The organism is Microlunatus panaciterrae, assembly GCF_016907535.1.
Classification (GTDB): Bacteria; Actinomycetota; Actinomycetes; order Propionibacteriales; family Propionibacteriaceae; genus Microlunatus; species Microlunatus panaciterrae.
Genome location: NZ_JAFBCF010000001.1, coordinates 2,345,254 through 2,368,619, shown reverse-complemented (window position 1 = coordinate 2,368,619; position 23,366 = coordinate 2,345,254). Strand labels below are relative to the sequence as shown.

Below are 23,366 nucleotides of genomic sequence, written 5' to 3'. Positions count from 1 at the left end.
GGGCCTCACAGTGCGGCCCTGCGCGGAGCGGCTTCCGCACCCGCGGACTCCAGTCCCCGCCGCTCCGCTCGACGGCGCTTGGTGGTCTCGACGAGCTCGTACAACACCGGCACCAGCACCAGCGTCAGCGCCGTCGAGGAGATCAGGCCACCGATCACGACAATGGCCAACGGCTGCGAGATGAACACCCCGCCCCCCGTGACGCCGAGGGCCATCGGGGTCAACGCCATGATCGTCGCCACCGCCGTCATCAGGATAGGTCGAAGTCGCTGCCTGGCCCCGTTGATCAGTGCATCCTCGATCGACTGACCTGCTGTCCGGTAGTGGTTCACCAGATCGATCAACACGATGGCGTTGGTCACCACGATGCCGACCAGCATCAACAGCCCGATCAACGATGGTACGCCCAGAGGCGTGCCGGTGATCAACAACGCCAGTAGCGCGCCGGTGGCGGCAAACGGCACGGAGACGAGCAGGATGAGAGGTTGAATCAGGCTCTTGAAGGTCGCCACCATCACGACGTACACGATGGCGATGGCCACCAGCAGCGCCAGTCCGAGTTGGGTGAAGGCGTCCGCCTGGTCTGCGGTCACCCCGCCCAGCTTCGCGTCCACCCCCTCCGGCAGGTCGACCCGGGTCAGGGCCTGAGTGACTGCTGCGTTCACCTCTCGCAGGTTCTCACCGGCAGGGGTGAGTGAGACTGTGGCGCTGCGTTGGCCGTCGGTGTGGGCCACCGAGGTGGCCACCTTGACCTCCTCCACCCGCGCGACGTCCCGCAGCTTCACCTGACCGGTGGAGCTGTTGATCATGAGGTCTCGCAGCTCGTCCAGGCTCACCGGGACGTCCCCGCTGCTCAGCACCACGTCCTGGGTGCTGCCGCCGGTCTCGATCGAGCCGACCGTGGCCGGCGCCAGAACTCCCTTCAGGGTCTGCGCCACGGCCCGGTCGCTGACTCCTGCCTTGGCCGCCTTGGCCCGGTCGACACTGACCTGGATCATCGGTTGGTCGGCCGACAGGGAGGAGCTGACCTCAGCTACCCCGGGCACCTTCTTCATCTCCGTCAGGACGGCAGTGGCGGCATCGCTGAGCCTGCCGGAGTCGGGGGCGTTGATCACCACCTCCACCGCGTTGCTGCCGAACCCGGAGTCACTGGCCGAGACGGTGAGCGCGTCACCATTGGGCAGCCGGTCCAGTGACGCCCTGACGTCCGCCTCGATGGTGGCCTGGTCGACCTTCTCGTCGGTGGTGACGGAGAAGATGGCTGAGTCGCTGCTGCTGCCTCCGAAAGCCGCCTCGGCGCCCCCGCTGCTGCCGACCGTCGTCTGCACCGTGACCACTCCGTGCACGTCTCGGATGGCCTGCTCGACCTTCCGCGCCTCGTCACTCTTGCTGTCCAGGCTGAGGGAAGGCTCGTACTGTTGCCGTACCGTCAGCGTGTTCTGGCCGCTGGATCCGAGGAAGTTCGTCTGCAGCAGCGGGGTGAGCGCCACCGTCCCACCCAGGATCACTGCGGCAAGCAGCAGCGTGATCACCGGATGCCGGATGGTGCGTCGCAACAGCGGCAGATAACCCCGTTGCAGGATCGAGGTGCGCTCCTTCTCTTCCGCCCTGTGGCGGACCTCGGCCGGGACCACCCGGCCGCCCGGCGAGCGCAGGAACCAGTAGGCCAGCACCGGAACGATGGTCAACGAGACCAGCAACGACGCAAGCAGCGCGAGCCCAACGGTGACCGCGAACGGCCGGAAGAGCTCCCCCACCTGGCCGCCGACCAGGCCGATCGGCAGGAACACCGCGACAGTCGTCATGGTGGCTGCGGTGATGGCCGATGCCACCTCTCTGACAGCGGTCAGGATCGCCGTGAGTTTGGGTTCGCCGTACGACAGGTGCCGCTTGATGTTCTCGATCACCACGATGGAGTCGTCGACGACGCGTCCGATGGCGATCGTCAAGGCGCCCAGCGTCAGGATGTTGAGCGAATAGTCGCTCACTCTGAGTCCGATCATGGTGATCAGTACCGAGACCGGGATGGAGATCGCCGTCACCAGGGTGGCCCGCACCGACAGCAGGAACACCAGAATCACGATGACGGCCATCAGCAGGCCGAGGCCACCCTCGGTGGTGAGATCGTCGATGGACTGGGTGATGAACGGGGCCTGGTCGAAGACGGTGGTGAAGGCGGCGCCTTTGCCGAGCTTCTTGGCAAGGTCGGGAAGCGCCGCGTTGACAGCGTCACTGACGTCGACGGTGTTGCCGTCCGGTGTCTTGGTGATCGACAGGGACAGCGAATCCTTGCCGTTGGTCCTGGCCACCGAGGTGGCGGGCGCCACCGCGTCAGTGACCTTGGCCACGTCACCGATGGTGGTCTGCTGACCGCGTGGGTTCACCATCGGCAGTCCAGCCACGTCGGCGGCGGACCGGAGCCGCTTCCCCACGGTGACAGCCAGTGTCCGCGATCCCTCGGTCAGCGTTCCGGCCGAGATGACCGCGCCGCTGGCCCCCAGGGCACCGGTAACGGCGGTCGGCGCCAAACCGGCGGCGGTGAGCTTCTTCAGATCGAGATCGATCTGGACGCGGGGCTGCGGGGCGCCCGCTACTGAGACGGCCCGTACGCCGTCCACCTTCTCCAGCTCCGGCACGACGACGGTCTTCAACCGTTCGGCGAGGGCGCTCTTGGACCCCTCGTCGGTGACACTCAGCTGCAGGACCGGGAAGTCGTCGATGCTGCCGGTGATCACCTGGGAGTCCGCCTCATCGGGAAGCAGGGCCTTGATCCGACTGATCGCCGCCTGCAGATCCTGCTGCACGGTCGACATGTTGGTGCCGTAGGTCATGTTGACCGTCACCGCCGAGACGCCGGTACTCGAAGTGGACGACGAGGACTCCAACCCGGAAAGCCCCAGCACGGCCTGCTCGACCGGGACGGTCACCCGTTCCTCGACGACCTGCGGCGAAGCTCCCGGGTAGGTGGTGTAGACCACCGCCGTCGGGATCGTCAGCGACGGGATCAACTCGCGCTTCAGCTGCGTGGTGGTGATGACGCCGAAGATCATCACGAACACGGTGACGAGGGCGATCAGGGCCCGATTGCGGAGGCTGAGGTGCGCCAGCGTTGACATGTGATTCTGCTTTCGTATCCGTGGTGCGAGGTCAGCTGTCGGAGTCGAGGGTGGCCCGGCAGGCGGGCAGCACGACCTCGTCGATGATCTGCCTGATGCGCTCAGGGGTGGTCTGGACCCCGAACAGGAACGCCTCGTGGCTGCAGAGGGCGGGCAGGATGGAGCCCAGGGTCTGGAGGTCGGCCTGTCCGGCGACCTCGCCGCGATCCCGGGCACGCTCGAAGATCGTCCGGGTCTGGGTCAGCTTGGGCTCGAGGAACCTCGTTCTGAAGGCCTCGGTCAGCTCCGCGTCCCGATGCAGGGCGGCCACCAACGCCCCGATCATTCCGGGCAGATCGTCGGCGAGGTCACCAGGCGTCTCGGCAGCCGCCATCAGGTCACCGCGGAGCGAACCGGTATCGATCACCCGATCGGCGCCACCACCGGCAACGGCGTCGATCACCAGGTCGGCCTTGCCCGACCAACGGCGATAGAGCGTCGCCTTGCTGGCCTTCGCGGCCGACGCGACGGCGGCCAGGGTCAGTCGGTCGTAGCCGTACTCGACGAGCAGTTGGCGGGTCGCGGAGAAGATCTCAGCCTCACGTTCGCCCTCCACCCGGGGGCGGCTACGCGGTGATGTGGTCGTCATCGGTCCAAGGGGTCGCAGGGCCTCGCGGCAGTCCGCGACGGATGAAACGCGATCGTTTCATCCCGACCCTAGGCCGGTCCCGGCCGGCCGTCAATCGGAACGGCGCCCGCAGCTAACCGGAGGACGGTGCCCTGCTCACCAGCCCGACCAGATTGTCCTCAGAATCGCGGACGAAGGCCATCCACTCGTCGGTCCCTGCCGGGCCGAGTGCGTCATCGGCATGGCTGAAGATGACGTGCGGCTCGCTTTCGACCACCCCGCCACGCTCGCGCCAGTTCCTGGCGAAGTCTCTGACGTCGGGGACCTCGAAATACAGCAGCGCCGTCGGCGCCCCCCGGTCGAGGAGCAGCCGCACCCCATCGACCTGGAAGAAGACCAGGCCCGGCGGATCGAAGACTGCGCTTGGTCCGACACCGAGCAGGTCGGAGTACCAGGCTGCCGCACGCTCGAGATCGGCAGCCCGCTGAGCCACCTGCAACACCTTCATCTGGCCTCCCCTCACCGCGACTACGACCAATCTAGCGACGCTGGGCATGACACGATCGTCCAACGAAGCAGATGCGGTCGACCATCTTGGGGCAGATCCGGCCTAGTCTGTGATTATGAACACGATCCAGTTGACCGATGCCGAGTTGGCGATGGTCCATAACGCGATGTTGACCTATCTGCGGTCCTTTGGACACGACGAGGCAGAGGTGGTCGCGCAGGTGAAGCAGATCCTGCTCAAGCTGTCGCTGGCGACCCGCGATGAGAAGAGCGAGATCGTCGGATAGCTGCCGGTGGCCTGCACAGACGACAGCCGGTGCACCGAGATCTACGAACTCGGTGCACCGGCTGCGTCATGTCAACTTTCGGTGGGTCAGATCCCCTTGCCACCCTCTGTCGCCAGTGCCGGCCGCAGCCGACCCGGCCTGACCATCGACCGCTGCTCCTTGTTCCGACGGAACTGCGGAGCCAGGATCGACCTGGTGTCGTAGCTCTCGTTCGGGCAATCGCGAAGCTCAGCTTCGGTCCTGATCCATTGGGTCATCGTGCCCATGGGCGTTCCATTCATGGTCTTGCTCCTCATTCGTGCTGGTGATCGTCAACGCGGTGGCGACACTGACACGCTTTGGGACATCTCCAGTGTCCCCCAGGACGAGGACTTTCCACGAACGATCTCAGCCCGAGACCCGTTTCCGTCAGGTTACGTGTGGCGGTCGAAGCCGCCTCGGTAGTCTGAAGCCGATCGAATCATCCCCGAGGAGGATCTCCAGTGAGCGACGAAGCCCTGTCCAATCTGCTGCGTGAAGACCGGCGGTTCCCGCCCCCGGCCGAGCTCGCGGCGCACGCCAATGTGACGACCGCCACGTATGAGCAGGCCGACGCTGACTTCGAGGGGTTCTGGGCAGCGCAGGCCGAGCGGATCAGCTGGGGCAAGGCTCCGACCCAGGTGCTGGACTGGAGCAACGCGCCTTTTGCCAAGTGGTACGCCGACGGCACCTTGAACGCCGCCTACAACTGCCTCGACCGTCACGTCGAGAACGGGCTCGGCGACAAGGTCGCCTACCACTTCGAGGGCGAGCCGGGAGACACCAGGTCGATCACCTACGCCGAGCTGACGGCCGAGGTGTGCCAGGCGGCCAACGCGCTGACCGAGCTCGGCGTCAAAGCGGGTGACCGCGTCGCCATCTACATGCCGATGATCCCCGAAGCGATCATGGCCATGCTGGCCTGCGCTCGGATCGGCGCCCCGCATGTGGTGGTGTTCGGAGGTTTCTCGGCCGAAGCGCTGGCCACCCGGATCCAGGACTGCGGTGTCGAGATCGTGGTCACCACCGACGGCGGCTTCCGTCGCGGGTCGCCGTCGCCGTTGAAGCCGGCCGTCGACGAGGCGCTGCTGGAGTGCCCGACGGTCCGCAACGTGCTGGTCGTCCAACGGACCAAGCAGGACACCCCGATGACCGAGGGCCGCGACCTGTGGTGGCACGAGTTCGTCGGCAAGCAGTCCACCCAGCACGCGTACGAGAACTTCCCGGCCGAGCACCCCCTCTATGTGATGTACACGTCCGGCAGCACGGGCAAGCCGAAGGGCATCCTGCACACCACCGGTGGCTACCTGGTCGGCACCTCCTACACCCAGTGGGCGACCTTCGACCTGAAGCCCGACACCGACATCTTCTGGACCGCGGCCGATATCGGCTGGGTGACCGGGCACTCCTACCTCGTCTATGGCCCGCTGGCCAACGGCAGCACCAGCCTGATGTACGAGGGGACGCCGGACACGCCGCACCGCGGTCGCTGGTGGGAGCTGATCGAGAAGTACAAGGTGAGCATCCTCTATTGCGCGCCGACCGCCATCCGCACCTTCATGAAGTGGGGGGCCGAGCATCCGGAGAAGTTCGACCTGAGCTCGCTCCGGGTACTCGGATCGGTGGGTGAGCCGATCAACCCGGAGGCGTACGTCTGGTACCGGCACTTCATCGGCGGAGACCGGACCCCGGTGGTCGACACCTGGTGGCAGACCGAGACCGGGATGCACATGATCTCCCCGATGCCGGGCGTGACCGAGGGCAAGCCCGGAGCGGCCATGCGGGCCATCCCGGGCGTCGTGGTCGACGTCGTCAACGACGAAGGCGTCCCGGTCGCCGACGGTGAGGGCGGCTATCTGGTGGTGCGGAAGCCGTGGCCGGCGATGCTGCGGACGCTGTGGGGCGACGACAAGCGCTACGCCGAGACCTACTGGTCGCGGTTCCCGGGCGCCTACTTCGCCGGCGACGGCGCGAAGAAGGACAGCGACGGCGACATCTGGCTGCTGGGCCGGGTCGATGACGTGATGAACGTGTCCGGCCACCGCCTCTCGACGACGGAGATCGAGTCCGCACTGGTGTCCCACCCGAAGGTGGCGGAGGCGGCCGTGGTCGGCGCGACCGACGAGACGACCGGACAGGCGATCGTGGCCTTCGTCATCCTGCGCGGCGATGCCGGTGACGGCGGACCCGATGTGGTCACCGAGCTCCGCAACCATGTGTCCAAGGAGATCGGTCCGATCGCCAAGCCGCGCCAGATCATGGTGGTGGAGGAGCTGCCGAAGACCCGCTCGGGCAAGATCATGCGACGGCTGTTGCGCGACATTGCCGAGAATCGGGAGCTGGGCGACGTCACCACCCTGACTGACTCCAGCGTGATGCATCTCATCAAGGAGAATCTCAGTTCTTCTTCGTCAGCCGAGGACTGACCCAGCACGACGAGCGCAAGGAATCGACCACTCGTGAGACTCGCGGGTGCCGCGCGCGGAGGGCGCCGTGCCACTCGCGTCAACGAGTGGTCGTTTCCTTGCAGCCACCGTCGGTGAGCTGACCAGGTAGAGTGGCCGCCATTGCACGGGTGTGCCGGGAAGTCTGGTCGGCGATTGTTGCCGCCGACCCGGAAGAAGTAGATGAACCTCGCCCGCAAGAAGCTCGTTCTGTTCGGCGCTGCGGACAGCCGCGACCAGATCGCCGTCGCAGACGTGCTGCGTCAGGAGACCGTCGGTGGCGCACTGATGCTGGTGGCCACGGTCGTCGCACTCGGCTGGGCCAACCTCGGCACCTCCTCCTACGACCACGTCCGGCATCTGCAACTCGGGCCGCTCAGCCTTCAGCACTGGGCCGCCGACGGGATACTGACCATCTTCTTCTTCGTCGCCGGACTGGAGCTGAAGCGTGAGCTGACCGTGGGATCGCTGTCCCGTCCGGCCGAGGCGCTGGTGCCGATTGCCGCGGCCGCCTGTGGCATGGTGGTTCCGGCCGCGCTCTACCTCGCTGTCAACGTGCCGATCCCTGGTGGTCAGCCGCAGGGCTGGGCGATCCCGATGGCGACCGATATCGCCTTCGCCCTGGCGATCCTGGCGGTAGTGGGTTCGAGACTCCCGGCCTCGCTGCGCGCCTTCCTGCTGACTCTGGCGATCGTCGATGATCTTGGTGCCATCGTCATCATCGCCACCGTGTTCACCTCGGGCATCCAGCTGCTCTGGCTCGCGGCTGCGGCCGGCTGTGCGGGCCTTTGGTGGCTGCTGCAGCGTCGTCAGGTCCCAGGCTGGTACCTCTACCTCCCGCTGGCCGTCATGACCTGGGCCTGCACCCTGCAGAGCGGTGTGCACCCTACTATTGCCGGGGTGGCGCTGGGGCTGCTGACACGGTCCGGGACCGCTACCCACGACCCGCTGATCGACCGCTGGGAGCATCTCTGGCGGCCTGTCTCGGCCGGCTTCGCCGTGCCGGTCTTCGCCCTGTTGTCGGCCGGTGTGGTGCTCTCACCAGCCGTCCTCAGCCAACTCGTCCGCGAGCCCCTGGCGGTGGGGGTGATGGTCGGCCTGCTGGCGGGGAAGTCGCTGGGCATCTTCGGCGGGGCCTACCTCACCGCCCGGTTCACGCGCGCCGAGCTCGCTCCCGACCTGCGCTGGCGGGAGGTGTTCGCGGTCGCCGTGCTGGCAGGCGTCGGTTTCACGGTGGCGCTGCTGATCTCCGACCTGGCGTTCGCCGGCGACACCGAGAAGGCCGACCAGGCCAAGGCGGCCGTACTGATCGCCTCCCTGGTCGCCGCGGTTGTGGGGGCCGTCCTGCTCAGACGCCGGGGCAACCAGCGGCGCGGCGGTGGCACCGCCGCCAGGCAGTCCCACGATGACGACCTCCCAGCCGAAGAAGGGTCCTGATGCGCGCTCGTGATCTTGTCCTCCACCATCCCGTCCTCAGGTCCGACGACGACGCCCTCGATGCTGCCCGGGTGCTCGCCGAGCAGCGACTGCCGGGTGTACTCGTGCTCGACTCCCGGGGCCAGCCCAGCGCGGTGCTGCTCGCCTCCCGCCTCATCCAGCTGCTGGTGCCCGGCTACGTCCTGGAGGATCCGACCCTGGCGGCCGTCGTCGACGAACCGCACGCGGACAGGCTCAGCCGCGCCCTGGCCGGACTCACGGTCGGCGACTGCCTGCCCAAGGCGCCGATGACGCCGTCGGTGGCCGACCCGAATGACACTGCGCTCGAGATTGCCGCCTTGATGGTCCGCGAGCACACCTCGATGGTGGCTGTGGTCGAGCGGCGGTCAGAGGAGAAGGAGCCTGCCGTGCTCGGAGTGATCACCGCCTCGCACCTGCTCCAGCGCCTGCTCGACGTGCGGGCCTGAGCGAGGACCGAGATGAGCGACTGGGTCAGCTGGGCTGCCATTGCCGCGTTTGTGGGTGCCTACGCCCTGATCATCAGCGAACGCATCCACCGCACGGCCGCCGCGCTCGGCGGCGCCGGCGTGATGCTGGCGCTCGGGGCGATCGACGCCTCCGGAACCTTCTTCGACGAGCACACCGGCATCGACTGGAACGTGATCTTCCTGCTGATGGGGATGATGGCGATCGTCGGTGTCCTTCGGCAGACCGGAGTCTTCGAGTATGTGGCCATCTGGGCTGCCAAGCGGGCACGGGGTAAACCGTTCCGGGTGATGGCGATGCTGGTGGTGATCACCGCACTCGCATCGGCCCTGCTGGACAACGTGACCACCGTGCTGCTGATCGCACCTGTCACCCTGCTGGTCTGCGAACGACTGGCGCTGCCTGCGGCGCCGTTCCTGATCGCCGAGGTGCTGGCCTCCAACATCGGTGGCGCGGCCACCCTGGTCGGCGACCCACCCAACATCATCATCGCCAGCCGGGGAGGCCTCTCGTTCAACGACTTCCTAGTCAACCTGGCTCCGCTGTGCGCCGTGTTGATCGTGGTGCTGCTCGCCTTGTGCCGGTTGATGTTCCGCAAGATCTTCGTCTTCGACGAGGTCCGGGCAGCCGAGGTGATGGAGCTGGAGGAACGGGAGGCCATCCATGATCCGCGACTGCTGATCCAGGGTCTGGTGGTGCTGGCGCTGGTGGTGGCCGGGTTCGTCCTGCATCCGGTGCTGCACTACGAGCCCAGTGTCGTGGCGCTGCTCGGCGCTGGACTGTTGATCGGGATCTCCAAGGTGGAGACCCGTGAGGTGCTGAACGAAGTGGAATGGCCCACGCTGGCCTTCTTCGCCGGACTTTTCGTGATGGTCGGAGCGCTGATCAAGACCGGTGTGATCGCACACCTCTCCGCAGCTCTGGCTGCCGCCACCGGGAGCAACCCGTTGGGGCAGGCACTGCTGTTGCTGGTCGGGTCCGCGGTGCTGTCCGGGATCGTCGACAACATCCCCTACGTCGCAACCATGGCACCGATCACCGCAGACCTGGTCGAGGCCAGCGGTGGCAAGAGCCACGTCCTCTGGTGGGCCCTCGCCCTCGGTGCCGATCTGGGCGGCAACGCCACAGCCGTCGGCGCCTCAGCCAATGTCGTCGTGCTGGGCATCGCCGAGCGGAACGGGGCCCGGATCAGCTTCTGGCAGTTCACCAGGTATGGGTTGGTGGTGACCGCCGTCACCATCACCCTGTCCGCGCTGTACCTCTGGTTGCGGTACTTCGTCTGAGTCTGGTGTCCCGGGCGAATCGCGCTCGTCTCGCAGGATCGGTGGGGGACCGGTTAGGCTGCCAGTAGTCTGACAGGCGCCCGGTCCTCCGGGGGAACCAGGCTGGCGGGTGTACGGGTCGACCGGCGCACCCAGACGACAGAACTCGAGCAACAGGCCGAAAGGAGATACGCGATGGCTGAGTCCCCAGCGGTGGGCGACATCGTCAAGAACATCACCGACGACGTGAAGATCTTGGTTCAGGGCGAGATCGACATGGCCAAGGCCGAGCTCGCCCCGTCGGCGAAGAACGCAGGAGTGGGGGCCGGCCTGTTCGGGGCGGCCGGCTACTTCGGCCTGAACGCCCTCACCCTCCTCTACATCGCCGGTGCTCTCGGCATCGCCGCCCTCGGCCTCCCGATCGCGCTCGGGTTCGTGATCATGGCCGTGATCTTGTTGGTGATCGCCGCGATCCTCGCCCTGGTTGGCCGAGCGGCCGTGAAGAAGATCAAGGGGCTCGACAAGACCGTCGCCGAGGCCAACGCCTCGGTGGCCGCGGTCAAGGGGGCCGTCTCGCGCGCCACAGCGGCCGCAAAGGCACCGCAGATCGAGGGACGTGTGGTCAGCGAGCGGGCCGCCCTGCGTGACACGTTCGGACGGTCGAACGGATCACCGCGCTGAGCTGAGCCGATGGCGGGCGCCGGCGTCCGGGACCTCCTGATCGAGGGCCCGTGGCAGCATCACGATATCGCTGCCAACGGCATCCGGTTCCATCTGGCCGCCGGTCGATCACTCGCCCCGGACCGGCCACTTGTGCTGCTGCTGCACGGCTTCGGCGAGTTCTGGTGGGCGTGGCGGCATCAGATCCCGGCACTGGACGAGGCCGGTTTTGCCGTCGCCGCCCTCGACCTGCGCGGCTACGGCGCCAGCGACAAGACTCCTCGCGGTTACGACCCGCTGACCACGGCCGGCGACATCGCCGGCGTCATCCGCAGCCTGGGCCATGGCACCGCCGTTCTGGTCGGACACGACTGGGGAGGCATCGCCGCCTGGTCCACGGTCGCCTACGCTCCTGCTCAGGTGCGCGGCCTGGTGAGTGTCGCCGCTCCGCACCCGCTGGCCTACCCGTGGCGCCACGGCCTGCGCGATCTCGCCTTCTTCCAGATCCCTCTGCTGCCCGAACGCCGGATCATGGCCGAGGACGGCGCCTTCATCGAGAACCTCCATCGGAGCAGGACCGCACCCGCCAGCCTATTTCCGAACGCAGCGGAGGCGCGCCGCTACCGTGACGCCCTGATGTTGTGGCCGAGTCCCCACTGCGCACTGGAGTACCAGCGCAGCTTCGTGCGCAACCAGGTACGCAGCGCGGGCCGGAGCTATCGACGGGCCTTGCACGCCACCTTCGCGGGCCCGGTGCTGTCGGTGCACGGCCAGCTGGACCCCATCGTGCCGCTGGCAGCCATGGCCGCGGCAGGCCCCTACATCGACGGCCCGCATACGGTCATTGATCTTCCCCGGGTGGGGCACCTTCCGCACGAGGAGGCACCGGAACTCTTCACCGCTGCGCTGCTGCAGTGGCTCGAGCAGCGGTCCTGACCGGCGCGCCTTCACTCGGCGAGCATCAGGTCCATCACCCGGAAGGCGTTGGCGAAGATCGTCAGCACCGGATTGACACCCCCGTTGGTGACGTTCAGGGAGCCGTCCACCACCCGCAGGTTGTCGTGGCCCCAGACCCGCCCGTGCGGGTCGGTGACGGAGGTCTTCGGGTCGATACCCATCCGGCAGGTACCGGCCTGGTGCTGGCCACCGCTCGGGCCGACACCCAGCGGGCGGGCGGGCGCCTTGATCACCCTGTGCGCCCCCGCCGCTGTCAACCAGTCGGCGGCGCGTTCGCTCAGGAAGGCCTGGGTGCGGTTGTCCTCCGGATGGTGCGATCCGCTCAGCCTGACCACCGGGATGCCGAAGGAGTCCCGGACGCCCCGGTCGAGGCGCACCCGAGCCTCCGCCGACGTGAGCTCCTGGATGGGGCCCACCACCCGCTGCATCCTGGGCACCAGGTGGCGCATCCCCCTTTTGGCCTCGAAGCCGTGCAGCGTCAACAGACCGGCCCCGAACAGGTAGGAGTGATAGCCCACCGGGGTCGGGACGAACTCGTTGGCGAGCATGCCACCGCCGATGATGCCCGGGTTGTGATGGCGGAAGTCGTTGGTGGCCACTGCCGCGCCCGGACCGACATGGTCGTTGACCGGGTCGGGGAAGATGCCGAGCGCCCCCGCATACACATGCCCCTGCAGATGCCTGCCGACCTGGTCCTGGTTGTTCCCCAGCCCGTCGGGCTCCTGGTCGCTGGGGCTGTTCAGCAACAGCCGCGCAGTCTCGATCGCACCTGCGGAGATGATCACCTCATCGGCGTCCACCTGGGCCCGCCACTGACTGCCGCCGATGTCACCGACCAGCGTCACGCCGCTGACCCTTCCGCGGGCATCGGTGGTCACCCGCTCGGCCCGGGTGCCCAACAGCAGCGAGGTTCTGCCGGTCGCCAGCGCCCTGGCCAGCACGGTGTTGTGCGCGCCGTTCTTCGCCTCGACCGGGCAGGCGAAGCCGACGCACTGGGCGCACTGCACGCAGGCGTTGCGACCGCCGTACGGCTTCGAGTTGATCAGGAGCGGGACCGCGAGCGTGCTGATCTCGAGCCGTTTGGCTGCATCCGCCAGCAGCTGGCCGGGTCGGGTGATCGGCAGCGGCGGCATCGGGTAGTCGGTGCTGCGCCACGCACCCGACGTATCACCGATGACCGAGCCGCTGACCCCGATCTCGCGCTCGGCCCGGCCATAGTACGGCTCGAGATCGGCGTAGCTGATCGGCCAGTCCACCAGAGCGCTGCCCTCCGGTACCCCGTAGGTGCTGGCCATCTGGAAGTCCTCGGGTGCGAACCGCCACGCCTGCGCACCGTAGATGCGGGTGCCACCGCCGACGGTCATGGCGTTGTTGCTCCATCGACCGTCGGTGGGCACCAGCTCGACAGCGCTGCCCCCGAGCTGCAGGGTCCGCGGGTTCCCCCGGGTGGAAGGGGCGGTCCGGTGGTCGAACCCGACGTCGGTCCGGGCGTTGCGCAGATGGTCCCGGGCGAGGAAGTCGGCAGTGGGGAAGTCGCCGCGCTCCACCACGAGCACTCTGCGGCCGGACTCGGCCAGCACACAGGCGGCCACGCCGCCGCCGGCGCCGCTGCCGATGACGATCGCGTCGTAGTGCGGCAGGAGCCCGTCGCGGCTGACCCAGCCAGACCGGTCGATCGGCGCGCTGCTCGACGGCCAGCCGCCGGCCGGGTCGGGCGTCCAGCCGATCATGTCCCAGGACGCGGCGTCGTCGTTGCCACCGTTGGCCGGGTCGGCGTAGAACCCGTCGGTGACCAGGAGGGCGAACCACCGGTAGTCGGGATCGTCGGACAGCGTATCCAGGACCGCGAGCCGCTGATCGATGTCCAGTCGGTCGAACGTCACCTCACCACGGCTGCCGGTCGCGGCCGACACCACGGCTAGGGCGCGACGGACCCGGTCGAGCCATTCGGGGCGGTCACCCGTCAGCACGCCGTAGAGGAAGCGCAGTCCGCCCGACTGCAGTGCCGAGGGATAGTCATCCTCGGGCACGATGGTGTCGAGCAGGGCCCGCAGCAGCAGCCGCTCCGCAGGTTCCGGGATCAGTCCGTCGATCGGTTCGGCGGCGTGCTGCCCTGTTGCGGCGGGCGCTTCGTTGTTCACGTGATGATCCTGTTCAGTTGGCCGGCGACATGCAACAGCACGACTATCTGGTGGGACGCCCGAGCCTGCCGGAGCAGTCCGGTCGTCTCGGTCGGATGGTCACCGCTTCAGCAGCAGGATCCTCGACTCCCAGGGCTGCAGCGTCGCGGCGGAGCTGTCGCGGTGCGTGCCCAGCAACAGCTCGGCACCGGCGAGATCGGGCAGCGCCCCCGGCGGAATCTCCACCACGCCCGACGAACAGTTAGCGACGGTCAGCAGCACCTGCTCCTGATAGCTCCGGGTGAACGCGTAGAGGTGATCATGCTCGGGCAACAGCAGCGCGAAGGTGCCCTCGACCACCACCGGGTGGTCGTGCCGGAGCTTGATCAGCTTGCGGTAGTGGTGGAAGACCGAGTCGGGATCGGCGACTGCGGCTGCGGCGTTGACCTCGACGTAGTTCGGGTTGTTCGGCAGCCATGGGATGCCGCCGGTGAAGCCGGCGTGTCTGGAGTCGTCCCACTGGACCGGTGTCCGGGCGTTGTCGCGGCTCTTCACCGCCAGCGATGCCAGCACATGGGCCGCTTCCATCCCCAGACTGGTCGCGTCGGCGTGGTAGTTGATCGACTCGATGTCCTGGTACTGGGTGATCTCGGTGAAGTAGCTGTTCGTCATCCCGAGCTCTTCACCCTGGTACACATACGGAGTCCCCTTGTGCATGTGCAGGATGGTGCCGAGCGTCTTGGCCGAGTTCACCCGATGCTCGTGCGAGTCGTCGCCGAATCGCGACACCGCACGAGGCTGGTCGTGGTTGTTCCAGTACAGCGAGTTCCAGCCGACCTCATCCAGCGCGGTCTGCCAGTGGGCCAGGTTCTCCTTCAACCGTGGCAGGTGCAGCTCCATCAGGTCCCACTTGCTGGATCCCGCCACCTGGTCGAGGTTCATGTGCTCGAAGGTGAAGACCATGTCCAGCTCCTGGCGAGCAGGATCGGTGTAGAGCCTGGCCTCCTCCACCGAGGCACCCGGCATCTCGCCGACGGTGAGCAGGTTGTTGCCGGCCAGCACCTCGCGGTTCATCTCGTGCAGGAACTCGTGGATCCTGGGCCCGTTGGCGACGCTCCGGAACGAGCTGGCGAACCGGCGTCCTGGCTTCACCTCGCCGTCCGGCAGGGCCGGATCCTTGGAGATCAGATTGATGACATCCATCCGGAAGCCGTCGACGCCACGCTCGACCCACCAGCGCATCATCGCGTAGATGGCCTGCCGGACCTCGGGGTTCTCCCAGTTCAAGTCGGGCTGCTTCCTGCTGAACAGGTGCAGGAAGTACTCGCCGCTGACCTCGTCGAACTGCCATGCGGAGCCGGAGAAGGCCGACTCCCAGTTGTTCGGTTCGGCCCCCTCGGTACCTGGTTCGTGCCCCGCACGGGCCGGCCGCCACCAGTACCAGTCACGCTTCGGTGAAGCCGGATCACGCGACTCGACGAACCACGGGTGCTCGTCCGAGGTGTGGTTGACCACCAGGTCCATCACCAGCTTCATCCCACGCTGGTGCAGACCGCGGATCAGGGCGTCGAGGTCAGCCAGCGTGCCGAAGGTCGGGTCGATGTCCTGGTAGTTGCTGATGTCGTAGCCGTTGTCGTCCTGCGGTGACGTGTAGACCGGCGACAGCCACACCACGTCCACGCCGAGCTGGTGCAGGTAGTCCAGCTTGGAGGTGATGCCGGGCAGGTCGCCCATGCCGTCGGTGTTGCTGTCCATGAACGAGCGGGGATAAATCTGGTACACGACCGCGTTGCGCCACCATCCTTCCGGCCGCGCGGCTGAACCACCGGCGCTCACCGGGCGGCTCTCGTTGCCTGGGATCTGGGTCATCGTCGCTCCTGCCAGAGGTCTTCTGCGGCCTGGTCGCCCGCGAGGTCACGGTACTGGCGCTCGAGTGCAGCCAGCTCGGTCTCCAGATTGGTACGGGCCTGCGGCAACAGTCGCCGACCCTTCGCAGTACGAAAGATGTCACCGTCCGAGAGGGTGGTCAAGAGATCATGGCGGCCGAGGATGAAGTCGAGCCGGTCGACGTGCGCGTACTCGGCGGTGATGTCCTCGACGTAGCGGCGGTACTCCTCGGCCGGTGCCGCCAGGATGGCCAGGTCGGCGTCGCAGAGCAGGTCACCGTTCCGGTCCTGCGAGCTGGGCTGGTGGGTGGCAGTGACCCGGACCAGGCGGGCGACCTCATTCAGGTCCTCCTGCTCCAGACCGGTCCGCCCCAGCTCGCGGATGGTCAGCCGTGCGGATGCCTCTTCGTTGCTGACCTGTCCTTCCGGAACCGCGTAGACAGCGTCGTGGAACCAGGCGGCCAACCGAACCAGGAACAGGTCATGATCTTGGTCGGCGAACTCCTCGATCCTCCTCAGCACCATCGCCAGGTGCTCCGTCGTGTGGTAGCGACGGTGAGGCTCGGCATAGCGAGCCAGCAACGCGGCCCCCAGTTGCCGCTGACCTGGGAGGTTCCGCTCCCAGGCTTCCAGCAGCTCCTCTTCGAGTGCGGTCAGGTCAGTAGGCATCGTTACCCCTTCGGGATCGACTGTCGGTGAGATAGCGCTCGGGAATCGAGGCCATCCTGGTCTTGTCCCACGCGGTCTGCCAACCGGCAAGGTCGAGCAGGCCGTCGACGAAGTGGGCGGTGAGGCCCCAGATGAAGAGGTCGTGAACCTCAAAGGCCGGCCCGGTATAGCCCGAAGGGTGCCGCACCTGCACCCTGCTGGCCGGATCGCTGAGCTCGTGTACGCCGACCCGATGGACCGAGGCGACCTCACGAGGGTCCGCGGCAGCTACCGGGCTGGGTTGGCGCCACCAGGCGGTGACCGGAGTGACGTCGTAGCCGCTCACCGCCACGTGCGCGGTCGGCAGCGACCCGAAGACCTCGATCCCCGAAGGTTCCACCCCGGTCTCCTCCACCGCCTCCCGAACCGCGGTCGCAGCAAGATCAACATCAGCCTGGTCGGCACCTCCGCCGGGAAAGGCGATCTGTCCGGGATGTGACCGCATGGTTGCAGCCCGCTCGACGAACAGCAGGTCCGGTCCCTGGTCGGTCTCCCCGATCAAGATCAGGACCGCCGCCTGCCGGGCCCCGACACCGGGCCGCAGTGACCGAAGTCGCTCCAGCCGCTGGGCGTCGGCCAGGGCCGACTGCAGTGGCTGCAGCCAGCCGGGCAGCTCGGCTGGGTCGCCGCTGCTCACAGCGTCACCCCCAGATGGGTCTGGGCAAGTTCCCGGATCTGTTCTGCGGAACTGAACGGGCCCGAGTGACGGTAGACCACGACCCCTTGCGCGTCGACGAACAACGTCTGCGGCGGCCCGATGATCTTCAGCGGGTCCTTCAGGGCATGATCCTGGTCGACGAGCTGCGGGAACCGCCACCCTGACAGCTGGGCGAACTCGATCGCCAGCTCGGGTCTCGGATCGGCATAGTCGACGCCGAGGACCAGCAGCCGGTCCTGCTTCTGCTGCGCCACCTCGGAGATGAAAGGAGCCTCCTGCCGGCATGGCGGACACCACTGGGCCCAGATGTTGATCATCATCGGCCGGCCCCGCAACCCGGCCAGCCGCACCGGTCGGCCGCCGCCGAGGCACTGAAGGACCAGGTCGGGCAGACCCTGCTGGTGTGCGGGCACGGACGGGTCGGAAGCCGGGCAGTCCTCGATGGCTGCCTTCTTCTTGGCCGCCGACAGCTCCCCGGTTGCCGGGGTGGTCGCCGGTGCGGCCAAGCCGGTCGACGACGCCGGCCCGGCACCTCTGGTGACGGCTGGTTGACCGCAGCCGGCGAGCAACAGCAACAGGCCGAGGACGAGCCCCGAGCTGCGACGCAACCTCATCCGCGCGGCTCCCGGACGAGCTTGGCGGCCTTCTTCGGGTCAGTCTCCCCCTCACCGAAAGCGGGACACCAGCGCGCCACCGGGCAGGCGCCGCAGGCGGGGTTGCGGGCATGGCAGCGCCGCCGACCATGCCAGATCAGGTTGTGGGAGAGCTGGGTCCAGTCACGCCGCTCGAACAACGCGCCGACCTCGGCCTCCACCTTGTCCGGGTCCGTCTCGGTGGTCCAGCCGAACCGCCGGACCAGCCGGCCGAAGTGGGTGTCGACGGTGATTCCCGGCACCCCGAAGGCGTTGCCCAGCACGACGTTGGCGGTCTTCCGGCCGACACCCGGCAGTGAGACGAGATCGGCGAGGTTACCCGGGACCTGCCCGTCGAACCGTTCCACCAGGGCAGCGCCCAGCTTGAGCAGAGCGTCGGTCTTGGCGCGGAAGAACCCGGTCGGCTTGAGCAGCTCCTCCAGCTCGGCCCGGTCGGCACCGGCGTAGGCAGCCGCGTTCGGGTAGCGCGCGAACAGCACCGGCGTCACCAGGTTGACCCGCTTGTCGGTCGACTGGGCGGACAGGATGGTGGCCACCAACAGTTCGAGGGGGGTGCCGAAGTCGAGCTCGCAGTGGGCCTGGGGATACGTCGCGGCGAGAGTGCGGTTGATGGTGCGAGCCCGGCGCACCAGGGCGGTCCGGGTCTTGTCCATCGATGCGATCTCTGGTTTGGCCGCCGCGGTTGTGCTCATAAGGGCCAGCCTACGTGAGGCGTGTCGAAGCCCGTACGCCCTCGGACGAGGGGCAGGGAACCCGTTTCCTGCCATTGCCCGACATTCGACGGTAGCCTTGGGCCGACAGTTCGTCTGGATGCCAGGAGGATGCGTGGACCCGGAAGTCTTGAAGCAAGCCCCGCTCTTCAAGGGGCTGGAAGACGAGGCTGCTTCGGCGCTGTCCGCGGCGATGGGGACGATCAGACTCAGCAAGGGCGAGATCCTCTTCCACGAGGGTGAGCTCGAGGACCGGTTGTACGTGGTGGTGAAGGGCAAGATCAAGCTCGGCCGCAGCGGGTCCGCCGGACGGGAGAACCTGCTCGCCGTGCTCGGTCCGGGGCAGATGTTCGGCGAGCTGTCGCTGTTCGACCCTGGACCCCGATCGACGACCGCGACCGCGGTGACCAACTGTGAGCTCCGGACTCTCGAGCATGACGAGCTGATGACCTGGTTGACGGGTCGACCCGAGGTGGCTCGCGGTCTCCTGGGCCAGTTGGCGGCCCGGCTCCGGCGTGCCAATGACGTGGTCGCCGACCTGGTCTTCTCCGATGTCCCTGGCCGGGTGGCGAAGGCGCTGCTGGACCTCGCGACCCGGTTCGGTGAACGCAAGGACGACGGGATCCATGTCCATCACGACCTCACCCAGGAGGAGCTGGCCCAACTGGTCGGGGCCTCCCGGGAGACGGTCAACAAGGCGCTCGCCGACTTCGCCGCCCGTGGTTGGATCAGGCTGGAGCCCCGCTCGGTGACCCTGATCGATGTGGACCGGGTCGAGCGTCGGGCCCGCTGACCGCTAACGCGAGCCGAGTGTCACCCGGGTGGTGTCGGTGGCACCGCTGCGCTGGTAGGTGACGGTGACGGTGCTGCCTGGCGCGTAGAACCGGGTGGCTGCGATCAGGCCGTCGGCGCTGGTGGTGTCGAAGTCGTTGACCTTGGTGATCACGTCACCGGCCCGCAGCCCCGCCTTGTCCGCCGCACTCCCCTTGGTCACCGACTGCAGGGCCACGCCGGTCGCCGTCGGGTCGGTGCTGTCGCTGCCGGCCACGCTGACCCCCATCACCGCATCCGGTGAGGTGCCATGGGCGATGATGTCTCCTGCGACGCGGCTGGCCACGTCGGCCGGGATGGCGAACCCGATGCCGATGCTTCCCGACTGGCTGCCCTGGCCCTGGCCGGAGCCGGTGCTGGCGATTGAGGAGTTGATGCCCAGCACGGAGCCGTTCAGGTCGACCAACGGTCCACCAGAGTTGCCAGGGTTGATCGCCGTGTCGGTCTGAACGGCCAGATAGACCGCGTTGCCGTCGACGCCGGAGCGCACCGGCCGGGCGGTGTTGGAGACGATCCCGCTGGTGATCGTCTCGGACAGGCCGAGCGGTGCACCGGCCGCCACCACACTCTGGCCGACAACAACCGAGGACGACTTGGCGAACACGACCGGCACCAGGTTCTTGACCCCGTCGACCTTGATCACTGCCAGGTCATTGGTGCTGGACGATCCGATCAGGGCGGCGGTGGCGGTCTGACCGTCATGGAGCGTGACGGTGATCTTGCCGTTCTTGGCGGCTGCCTCGACCACATGCCAGTTCGTCAGGATGTGGCCGGCGGTGTCCAGGACGATGCCGGTGCCGATGTCCTCGGCCTGCGCTCCCTGGACGGTGATGGTGACGACCGACGGCTCGATCTTGGCTGCCGCGGCTGAGATCGTCCCGTTCAGGACGGCCGTCTTGGCCGCGGGCGCGGTCGTCACCCTGATCGGGACCTGGACGCTGTCGGAGTGCGTCGCGTACGCGAAGGAACCGATGCCGGTGCCGGCACCGACCAGCGCCGAGAGGGTCACCGCCGCAATGAGGCTGCCCATTCGGCGCCTCGGTCGCTCCAGCACGGCTACCGGGGAGGTCGCTCGCGCACGGGACTCATCGGGGCCGGCCGGGAACACCTGGGTCGGCTGATGATCGGAGTGCTGGTGCGGGAAGGGGTGCCCACCGGGAGGAACGAAGCCGGGGCCGACGTCGGGGCCGGTGTTGAACCCTGACCCCGGGTCGGGATGGCCGGCAGCCCTGTCGCGCTGGTCGAGAGGTCCGCCGTGCGCGACGTGGCCGAAAGGGGGTGTGTTCAGTCCGCTGTGCTCGTCGTTGTTCATGTCTTCGACGATGCCCGCCGACCCTGTGCCTCACCTGTGCATCTTCGATGAGGCACCTACGGACCTGGATTGGGGGCGAAATGGAGGAGTCAGGCGGCTCCGGCGCGCGCACTGCGGTGTCGCTCGCAGAGTGCTGTCGAGGCACAGTCGTCGCACAGCAACGCCCGGCCCTTGCATCGATCCGCCACGCAGTCGCGGTAGTCCTCCGTCGGTTCGGCGCAGACCTCGCACCGACCGATGATGACCGCGTCCTCAGAGAAGTTGATCTTGATCCGGTTGTCGAAGACATACAGCGCGCCCTGCCACAGCCCGCGGTCTCCGTACTGCTCGCCGTAGCGGACGATCCCACCGTCGAGCTGGTAGACCTCCGAGAAACCCCGGTTGATCATCATCGACGAGAGCACCTCGCAGCGAACCCCGCCGGTGCAGTAGGTGACGACCGGTCGGTCCTTGAGGTGATCGAACTTGCCGCTGTCGAGTTCCTGCACCAGGTCGCGGGTGGTGGTCGCCGCAGGCACGACCGCATCCTTGAAGCGGCCGATCTCGGCCTCGAAGGTGTTGCGCCCGTCGAAGAAGGCGACCTGGTCGCCGCGCTCAGCCACCAGGGCGTGCAGCTCGTCCGGTTTCAGGTGTCGACCGCCACCCACCACTCCGCGATCGTCCACCCGCAGCTCGTCTGGGGCGCCGAAGGTGACGACCTCGTCGCGGACCTTGACACTCAGCCGCGGAAAGTCGCTGGCCGTACCGTCGCTCCACTTGAAGTCGATGTCGCTGAAGGCTGGGTACTCACGGGTGCTGCGGGTGTACTGCTTGATGGCACGGACCTCTCCTCCCACGGTCCCGTTGAGACCGTGGGAGGAGATGATGATCCGGCCCTTGAGCCCGAGGCGGTCACACAGCTCGCGCTGCCACAGCCTGATCGCCTGGGGGGCGACGATCGGCGTGAACTTGTAGAACAGCAGCAGCTTGTGGATGGCCATAGCGGTACTCAGGCTATGGGTTGGCCCCCTGTCGTACCAACGGAGCGCGGTCCAGGAGGCGCGCGCAGGCGCCATGGTGCGTAGACATTGTGCAGACTCCCCCGAGACTTGAGCAGCCGAGCGGACCGCGCCGCGGTGCCCGTGCAGACAACCGCACGGCCGATGACCGCCGTGCGCCCCAGATACTAGCGAGTGATCTCTGGGCGCCGGCAAATCGGCAAGCACCGGACACGCATCCCCTGTGAAATCGTTATCCTGTCGTGACCAGGCTGCCGGAAGACCGTCAGGGGTCCTCAGCCAGATATTTGAGCTGCGCCATCACGGACTGCTCCGCCGCCGGCCAGAGCGAGTGGTCCACGTCCGCGTACACCCGGGCCACCACCTCGGCCGCGGTCCGGTCGCCGGCGGCCAGCGCGGCGCGTACCTGCTCCAGCCGCTCCAGCCGGTGCCGGCGGTAGAAGTCGAGCAGCTCAGCCGGTCGGCGCACGACCGGTCCGTGCCCGGGAAGGATCTCCGTCACGTCCTTGTCGACGACCAGGCGGCGCATCAGCTCGACGGATGCGAGGTAGCAGGCTAGGTTGCCGCCGGGATGCGTGATCACGGTGGTCCCTCGTCCAAGCACCATGTCCCCAGTCAGCAGCCGGGCCACCCCATCGGGACCCTGGAGCAGCAGTGAGTACGAGTCATCGGTGTGCCCGGGGGTGGCCACCGCCGTCAGCGCGGTGCCGCCGGCGACGAGGAGGTCACCGTCGGCCAGCGGGCGGGAGCCGATCTGGAACCGCGGGTCGGCGGCACGCGCGTCGCAGCCCGCCAATTCCGCCAGCCGGGCCACCCCGTCGGAGTGGTCAGGATGACGGTGGGTCAACACGATGGTGCCGATCCGGCCGCCACAGGCCTCCAGCACGGCGCGCAGGTGCCCCTCGTGCAACGGCCCCGGGTCGACAACGATCGGTGGCGCTTCGCCGGGGTCGCCGACGATCCAGGTGTTCGTCCCCTCCAGCGTCATCGGTCCCGGGTTGGGCGCCAGCACCCTCGACAGGTACCAGGGATCAGGCACGGTCGACACCCCCGGGATAGCTGAAAACCCAACGACGGCCCGCCCGGGTGAGGACCGGCAGGACCACGTCGACTCTCCGCTCCGCGGCCAGGCTGAGGGCGCCCTTGACCGAGCCCACGTCCGCCAGCTCCAGCAGGATGGACAGGGTCGGCGGCATCAGCGCGATCACCGAGTCGGCCGCCTGCCGGAGCGCGTCGGCCGGCCTGGCCCACAGCGCGCGGTCGGTCTCGCCCGAGATGTCGCGTGCGGTCTGGAAGGGCGGCATCGCGGCCAGGAAGAAATGGGTGTCGTAGCGCCGCGGCTCCATCTCGGGGGTGATCCAGTGGGCCCACGGCTGCAGGTGGTGGTCGCCGAGTTGGACGCCGGTCTCCTCGGTCGTCTCGCGGAGCGCGCAGGCGCGGACGGGGTCGCGGCCGTCGCTGTCGTCGGCCGGGTCGACCCTGCCGCCGGGGAAGACCACCATGCCGGCCGCGAACGGCATCCGCGCGTGCCGGTGCAGCAGATAGGTCTCGATTCCCTCTATGCCGTCGCGGACAAGGATCACGCTGGCCGACAGCGCGGGGGTGGCAGCCACGCTGTCCGGGCTCCAGGCCTCGGCGCGACGGGCGAGAGCGTCCGGCACCTCGACCGGGAGCCGGCTCAACACCTCCCAGGAGTGCGACCCCATGCC

The 23,366-nt window shown here is 67.7% G+C and carries 22 protein-coding genes; 8 read left to right on the top strand and 14 right to left on the bottom strand.

Annotated elements, in window-relative coordinates; all coding sequences use genetic code 11:
• Positions 1-5 precede the first annotated feature (5 nt).
• The 3 genes from JOE57_RS10705 to JOE57_RS10695 all read right to left on the bottom strand — a co-directional run bounded on the left by JOE57_RS10705 (position 6) and on the right by JOE57_RS10695 (position 4,231).
• Positions 6-3,116 carry an efflux RND transporter permease subunit gene (locus tag JOE57_RS10705; protein ID WP_204917820.1) on the bottom strand — a complete coding sequence of 1,037 codons (3,111 nt, stop codon included), beginning with the start codon at positions 3,114-3,116 and terminating at the stop codon, positions 6-8.
• Between the two features lie 31 nt (positions 3,117-3,147).
• Positions 3,148-3,744, bottom strand: coding sequence for a TetR/AcrR family transcriptional regulator (locus tag JOE57_RS10700; protein ID WP_204917818.1), 597 nt, complete (start codon positions 3,742-3,744; stop codon positions 3,148-3,150).
• A 112-nt stretch (positions 3,745-3,856) separates the two neighbouring features.
• Positions 3,857-4,231 (bottom strand): VOC family protein, encoded by a 375-nt coding sequence (locus JOE57_RS10695; RefSeq protein ID WP_204917816.1) that lies wholly within the window; start codon positions 4,229-4,231, stop codon positions 3,857-3,859.
• 115 nt (positions 4,232-4,346) lie between these two features.
• Between JOE57_RS10695 and JOE57_RS10690 the strand changes: the two genes are divergently transcribed.
• Positions 4,347-4,517: a hypothetical protein gene (locus tag JOE57_RS10690; RefSeq protein ID WP_204917814.1), complete on the top strand. Its 171-nt coding sequence runs from the start codon at positions 4,347-4,349 to the stop codon at positions 4,515-4,517.
• 86 nt (positions 4,518-4,603) lie between these two features.
• Here JOE57_RS10690 and JOE57_RS10685 read toward each other — a convergent pair whose 3' ends face one another.
• Complete coding sequence (locus JOE57_RS10685) at positions 4,604-4,798, bottom strand: hypothetical protein (protein ID WP_204917812.1); 195 nt, start codon at positions 4,796-4,798, stop codon at positions 4,604-4,606.
• Positions 4,799-4,999: 201 nt separating this feature from the next.
• On the opposite strand from JOE57_RS10685, the gene acs reads away from it, so the two are divergent.
• From acs to JOE57_RS10655, 6 genes are all read left to right on the top strand, one after another.
• Positions 5,000-6,961, top strand: a complete 1,962-nt coding sequence (acs, locus tag JOE57_RS10680) for an acetate--CoA ligase (protein ID WP_204917810.1) — start codon at positions 5,000-5,002, stop codon at positions 6,959-6,961.
• A gap of 201 nt (positions 6,962-7,162) precedes the next feature.
• Positions 7,163-8,416, top strand: coding sequence for a Na+/H+ antiporter NhaA (gene nhaA / locus JOE57_RS10675; RefSeq protein WP_204917809.1), 1,254 nt, complete (start codon positions 7,163-7,165; stop codon positions 8,414-8,416).
• The gene (locus JOE57_RS10670; protein WP_204917807.1) at positions 8,416-8,883 is read left to right on the top strand and encodes a CBS domain-containing protein; all 468 of its coding nucleotides are present in this window, start codon (positions 8,416-8,418) and stop codon (positions 8,881-8,883) included. Before nhaA ends, JOE57_RS10670 begins: the two co-directional genes overlap by 1 nt.
• A 12-nt stretch (positions 8,884-8,895) precedes the next feature.
• The gene (locus tag JOE57_RS10665) at positions 8,896-10,185 is read left to right on the top strand and encodes an ArsB/NhaD family transporter (protein WP_204917805.1); all 1,290 of its coding nucleotides are present in this window, start codon (positions 8,896-8,898) and stop codon (positions 10,183-10,185) included.
• A 174-nt stretch (positions 10,186-10,359) separates the two neighbouring features.
• Entirely contained in the window at positions 10,360-10,845 is a 486-nt protein-coding gene (locus JOE57_RS10660) for a phage holin family protein (RefSeq protein ID WP_204917803.1), read from the top strand.
• 9 nt (positions 10,846-10,854) lie between these two features.
• Positions 10,855-11,760: an alpha/beta fold hydrolase gene (locus JOE57_RS10655; protein WP_204917801.1), complete on the top strand. Its 906-nt coding sequence runs from the start codon at positions 10,855-10,857 to the stop codon at positions 11,758-11,760.
• A gap of 11 nt (positions 11,761-11,771) precedes the next feature.
• Here the strand turns inward: JOE57_RS10655 and JOE57_RS10650 are convergent, their stop codons facing one another.
• The 6 genes from JOE57_RS10650 to nth form a co-directional block, all read right to left on the bottom strand.
• Complete coding sequence (locus JOE57_RS10650) at positions 11,772-13,922, bottom strand: GMC family oxidoreductase (RefSeq protein ID WP_338041257.1); 2,151 nt, start codon at positions 13,920-13,922, stop codon at positions 11,772-11,774.
• Between the two features lie 99 nt (positions 13,923-14,021).
• The gene (locus tag JOE57_RS10645) at positions 14,022-15,770 is read right to left on the bottom strand and encodes a glycoside hydrolase family 13 protein (protein ID WP_204917799.1); all 1,749 of its coding nucleotides are present in this window, start codon (positions 15,768-15,770) and stop codon (positions 14,022-14,024) included.
• Complete coding sequence (locus JOE57_RS10640; protein ID WP_204917797.1) at positions 15,767-16,456, bottom strand: HD domain-containing protein; 690 nt, start codon at positions 16,454-16,456, stop codon at positions 15,767-15,769. Before JOE57_RS10640 ends, JOE57_RS10645 begins: the two co-directional genes overlap by 4 nt.
• A complete protein-coding gene (locus JOE57_RS10635) occupies positions 16,446-17,132 on the bottom strand; it encodes an NUDIX hydrolase (RefSeq protein WP_420827672.1) in 687 nt (228 codons plus the stop codon). Before JOE57_RS10635 ends, JOE57_RS10640 begins: the two co-directional genes overlap by 11 nt.
• On the bottom strand, positions 17,129-17,767 hold the full coding sequence (locus JOE57_RS10630) for a TlpA family protein disulfide reductase (RefSeq protein ID WP_204917795.1): 639 nt from the start codon (positions 17,765-17,767) through the stop codon (positions 17,129-17,131). Before JOE57_RS10630 ends, JOE57_RS10635 begins: the two co-directional genes overlap by 4 nt.
• On the bottom strand, positions 17,764-18,498 hold the full coding sequence (nth, locus tag JOE57_RS10625; RefSeq protein ID WP_239578915.1) for an endonuclease III: 735 nt from the start codon (positions 18,496-18,498) through the stop codon (positions 17,764-17,766). The genes JOE57_RS10630 and nth overlap by 4 nt, the downstream gene beginning before the upstream one ends.
• Before the next feature lie 133 nt (positions 18,499-18,631).
• Here nth and JOE57_RS10620 point away from each other — a divergent pair, with 133 nt between their 5' ends.
• Complete coding sequence (locus tag JOE57_RS10620) at positions 18,632-19,309, top strand: Crp/Fnr family transcriptional regulator (protein ID WP_338041256.1); 678 nt, start codon at positions 18,632-18,634, stop codon at positions 19,307-19,309.
• Between the two features lie 3 nt (positions 19,310-19,312).
• On the opposite strand, the gene JOE57_RS10615 is transcribed toward JOE57_RS10620, so the two are convergent.
• From JOE57_RS10615 to JOE57_RS10600, 4 genes are all read right to left on the bottom strand, one after another.
• Positions 19,313-20,659: a S1C family serine protease gene (locus JOE57_RS10615; RefSeq protein ID WP_204917790.1), complete on the bottom strand. Its 1,347-nt coding sequence runs from the start codon at positions 20,657-20,659 to the stop codon at positions 19,313-19,315.
• 89 nt (positions 20,660-20,748) lie between these two features.
• Positions 20,749-21,639 (bottom strand): oxygen-dependent tRNA uridine(34) hydroxylase TrhO, encoded by an 891-nt coding sequence (gene trhO / locus JOE57_RS10610; RefSeq protein WP_204917789.1) that lies wholly within the window; start codon positions 21,637-21,639, stop codon positions 20,749-20,751.
• A 283-nt stretch (positions 21,640-21,922) separates the two neighbouring features.
• Positions 21,923-22,696, bottom strand: coding sequence for an MBL fold metallo-hydrolase (locus JOE57_RS10605; protein ID WP_338041255.1), 774 nt, complete (start codon positions 22,694-22,696; stop codon positions 21,923-21,925).
• The gene (locus JOE57_RS10600) at positions 22,689-23,363 is read right to left on the bottom strand and encodes an NUDIX hydrolase (protein WP_204917787.1); all 675 of its coding nucleotides are present in this window, start codon (positions 23,361-23,363) and stop codon (positions 22,689-22,691) included. Before JOE57_RS10600 ends, JOE57_RS10605 begins: the two co-directional genes overlap by 8 nt.
• Between the last annotated feature and the right edge of the window lie 3 nt (positions 23,364-23,366).

What these genes read in the sequence shown, in the direction of transcription:
- JOE57_RS10705 (WP_204917820.1), bottom strand. Translation starts at nt 3,116, where the DNA reads ATGTCAACGCTGGCGCACCTCAGCCTCCGCAATCGGGCCCTGATCGCC.
- JOE57_RS10700 (WP_204917818.1), bottom strand. Translation starts at nt 3,744, where the DNA reads ATGACGACCACATCACCGCGTAGCCGCCCCCGGGTGGAGGGCGAACGT.
- JOE57_RS10695 (WP_204917816.1), bottom strand. Translation starts at nt 4,231, where the DNA reads ATGAAGGTGTTGCAGGTGGCTCAGCGGGCTGCCGATCTCGAGCGTGCG.
- JOE57_RS10690 (WP_204917814.1), top strand. Translation starts at nt 4,347, where the DNA reads ATGAACACGATCCAGTTGACCGATGCCGAGTTGGCGATGGTCCATAAC.
- JOE57_RS10685 (WP_204917812.1), bottom strand. Translation starts at nt 4,798, where the DNA reads ATGAATGGAACGCCCATGGGCACGATGACCCAATGGATCAGGACCGAA.
- nhaA (WP_204917809.1), top strand. Translation starts at nt 7,163, where the DNA reads ATGAACCTCGCCCGCAAGAAGCTCGTTCTGTTCGGCGCTGCGGACAGC.
- JOE57_RS10670 (WP_204917807.1), top strand. Translation starts at nt 8,416, where the DNA reads ATGCGCGCTCGTGATCTTGTCCTCCACCATCCCGTCCTCAGGTCCGAC.
- JOE57_RS10665 (WP_204917805.1), top strand. Translation starts at nt 8,896, where the DNA reads ATGAGCGACTGGGTCAGCTGGGCTGCCATTGCCGCGTTTGTGGGTGCC.
- JOE57_RS10660 (WP_204917803.1), top strand. Translation starts at nt 10,360, where the DNA reads ATGGCTGAGTCCCCAGCGGTGGGCGACATCGTCAAGAACATCACCGAC.
- JOE57_RS10655 (WP_204917801.1), top strand. Translation starts at nt 10,855, where the DNA reads ATGGCGGGCGCCGGCGTCCGGGACCTCCTGATCGAGGGCCCGTGGCAG.
- JOE57_RS10645 (WP_204917799.1), bottom strand. Translation starts at nt 15,770, where the DNA reads ATGACCCAGATCCCAGGCAACGAGAGCCGCCCGGTGAGCGCCGGTGGT.
- JOE57_RS10640 (WP_204917797.1), bottom strand. Translation starts at nt 16,456, where the DNA reads ATGCCTACTGACCTGACCGCACTCGAAGAGGAGCTGCTGGAAGCCTGG.
- JOE57_RS10630 (WP_204917795.1), bottom strand. Translation starts at nt 17,767, where the DNA reads ATGAGGTTGCGTCGCAGCTCGGGGCTCGTCCTCGGCCTGTTGCTGTTG.
- nth (WP_239578915.1), bottom strand. Translation starts at nt 18,498, where the DNA reads ATGAGCACAACCGCGGCGGCCAAACCAGAGATCGCATCGATGGACAAG.
- JOE57_RS10615 (WP_204917790.1), bottom strand. Translation starts at nt 20,659, where the DNA reads ATGAACAACGACGAGCACAGCGGACTGAACACACCCCCTTTCGGCCAC.
- trhO (WP_204917789.1), bottom strand. Translation starts at nt 21,639, where the DNA reads ATGGCCATCCACAAGCTGCTGCTGTTCTACAAGTTCACGCCGATCGTC.
- JOE57_RS10600 (WP_204917787.1), bottom strand. Translation starts at nt 23,363, where the DNA reads ATGGGGTCGCACTCCTGGGAGGTGTTGAGCCGGCTCCCGGTCGAGGTG.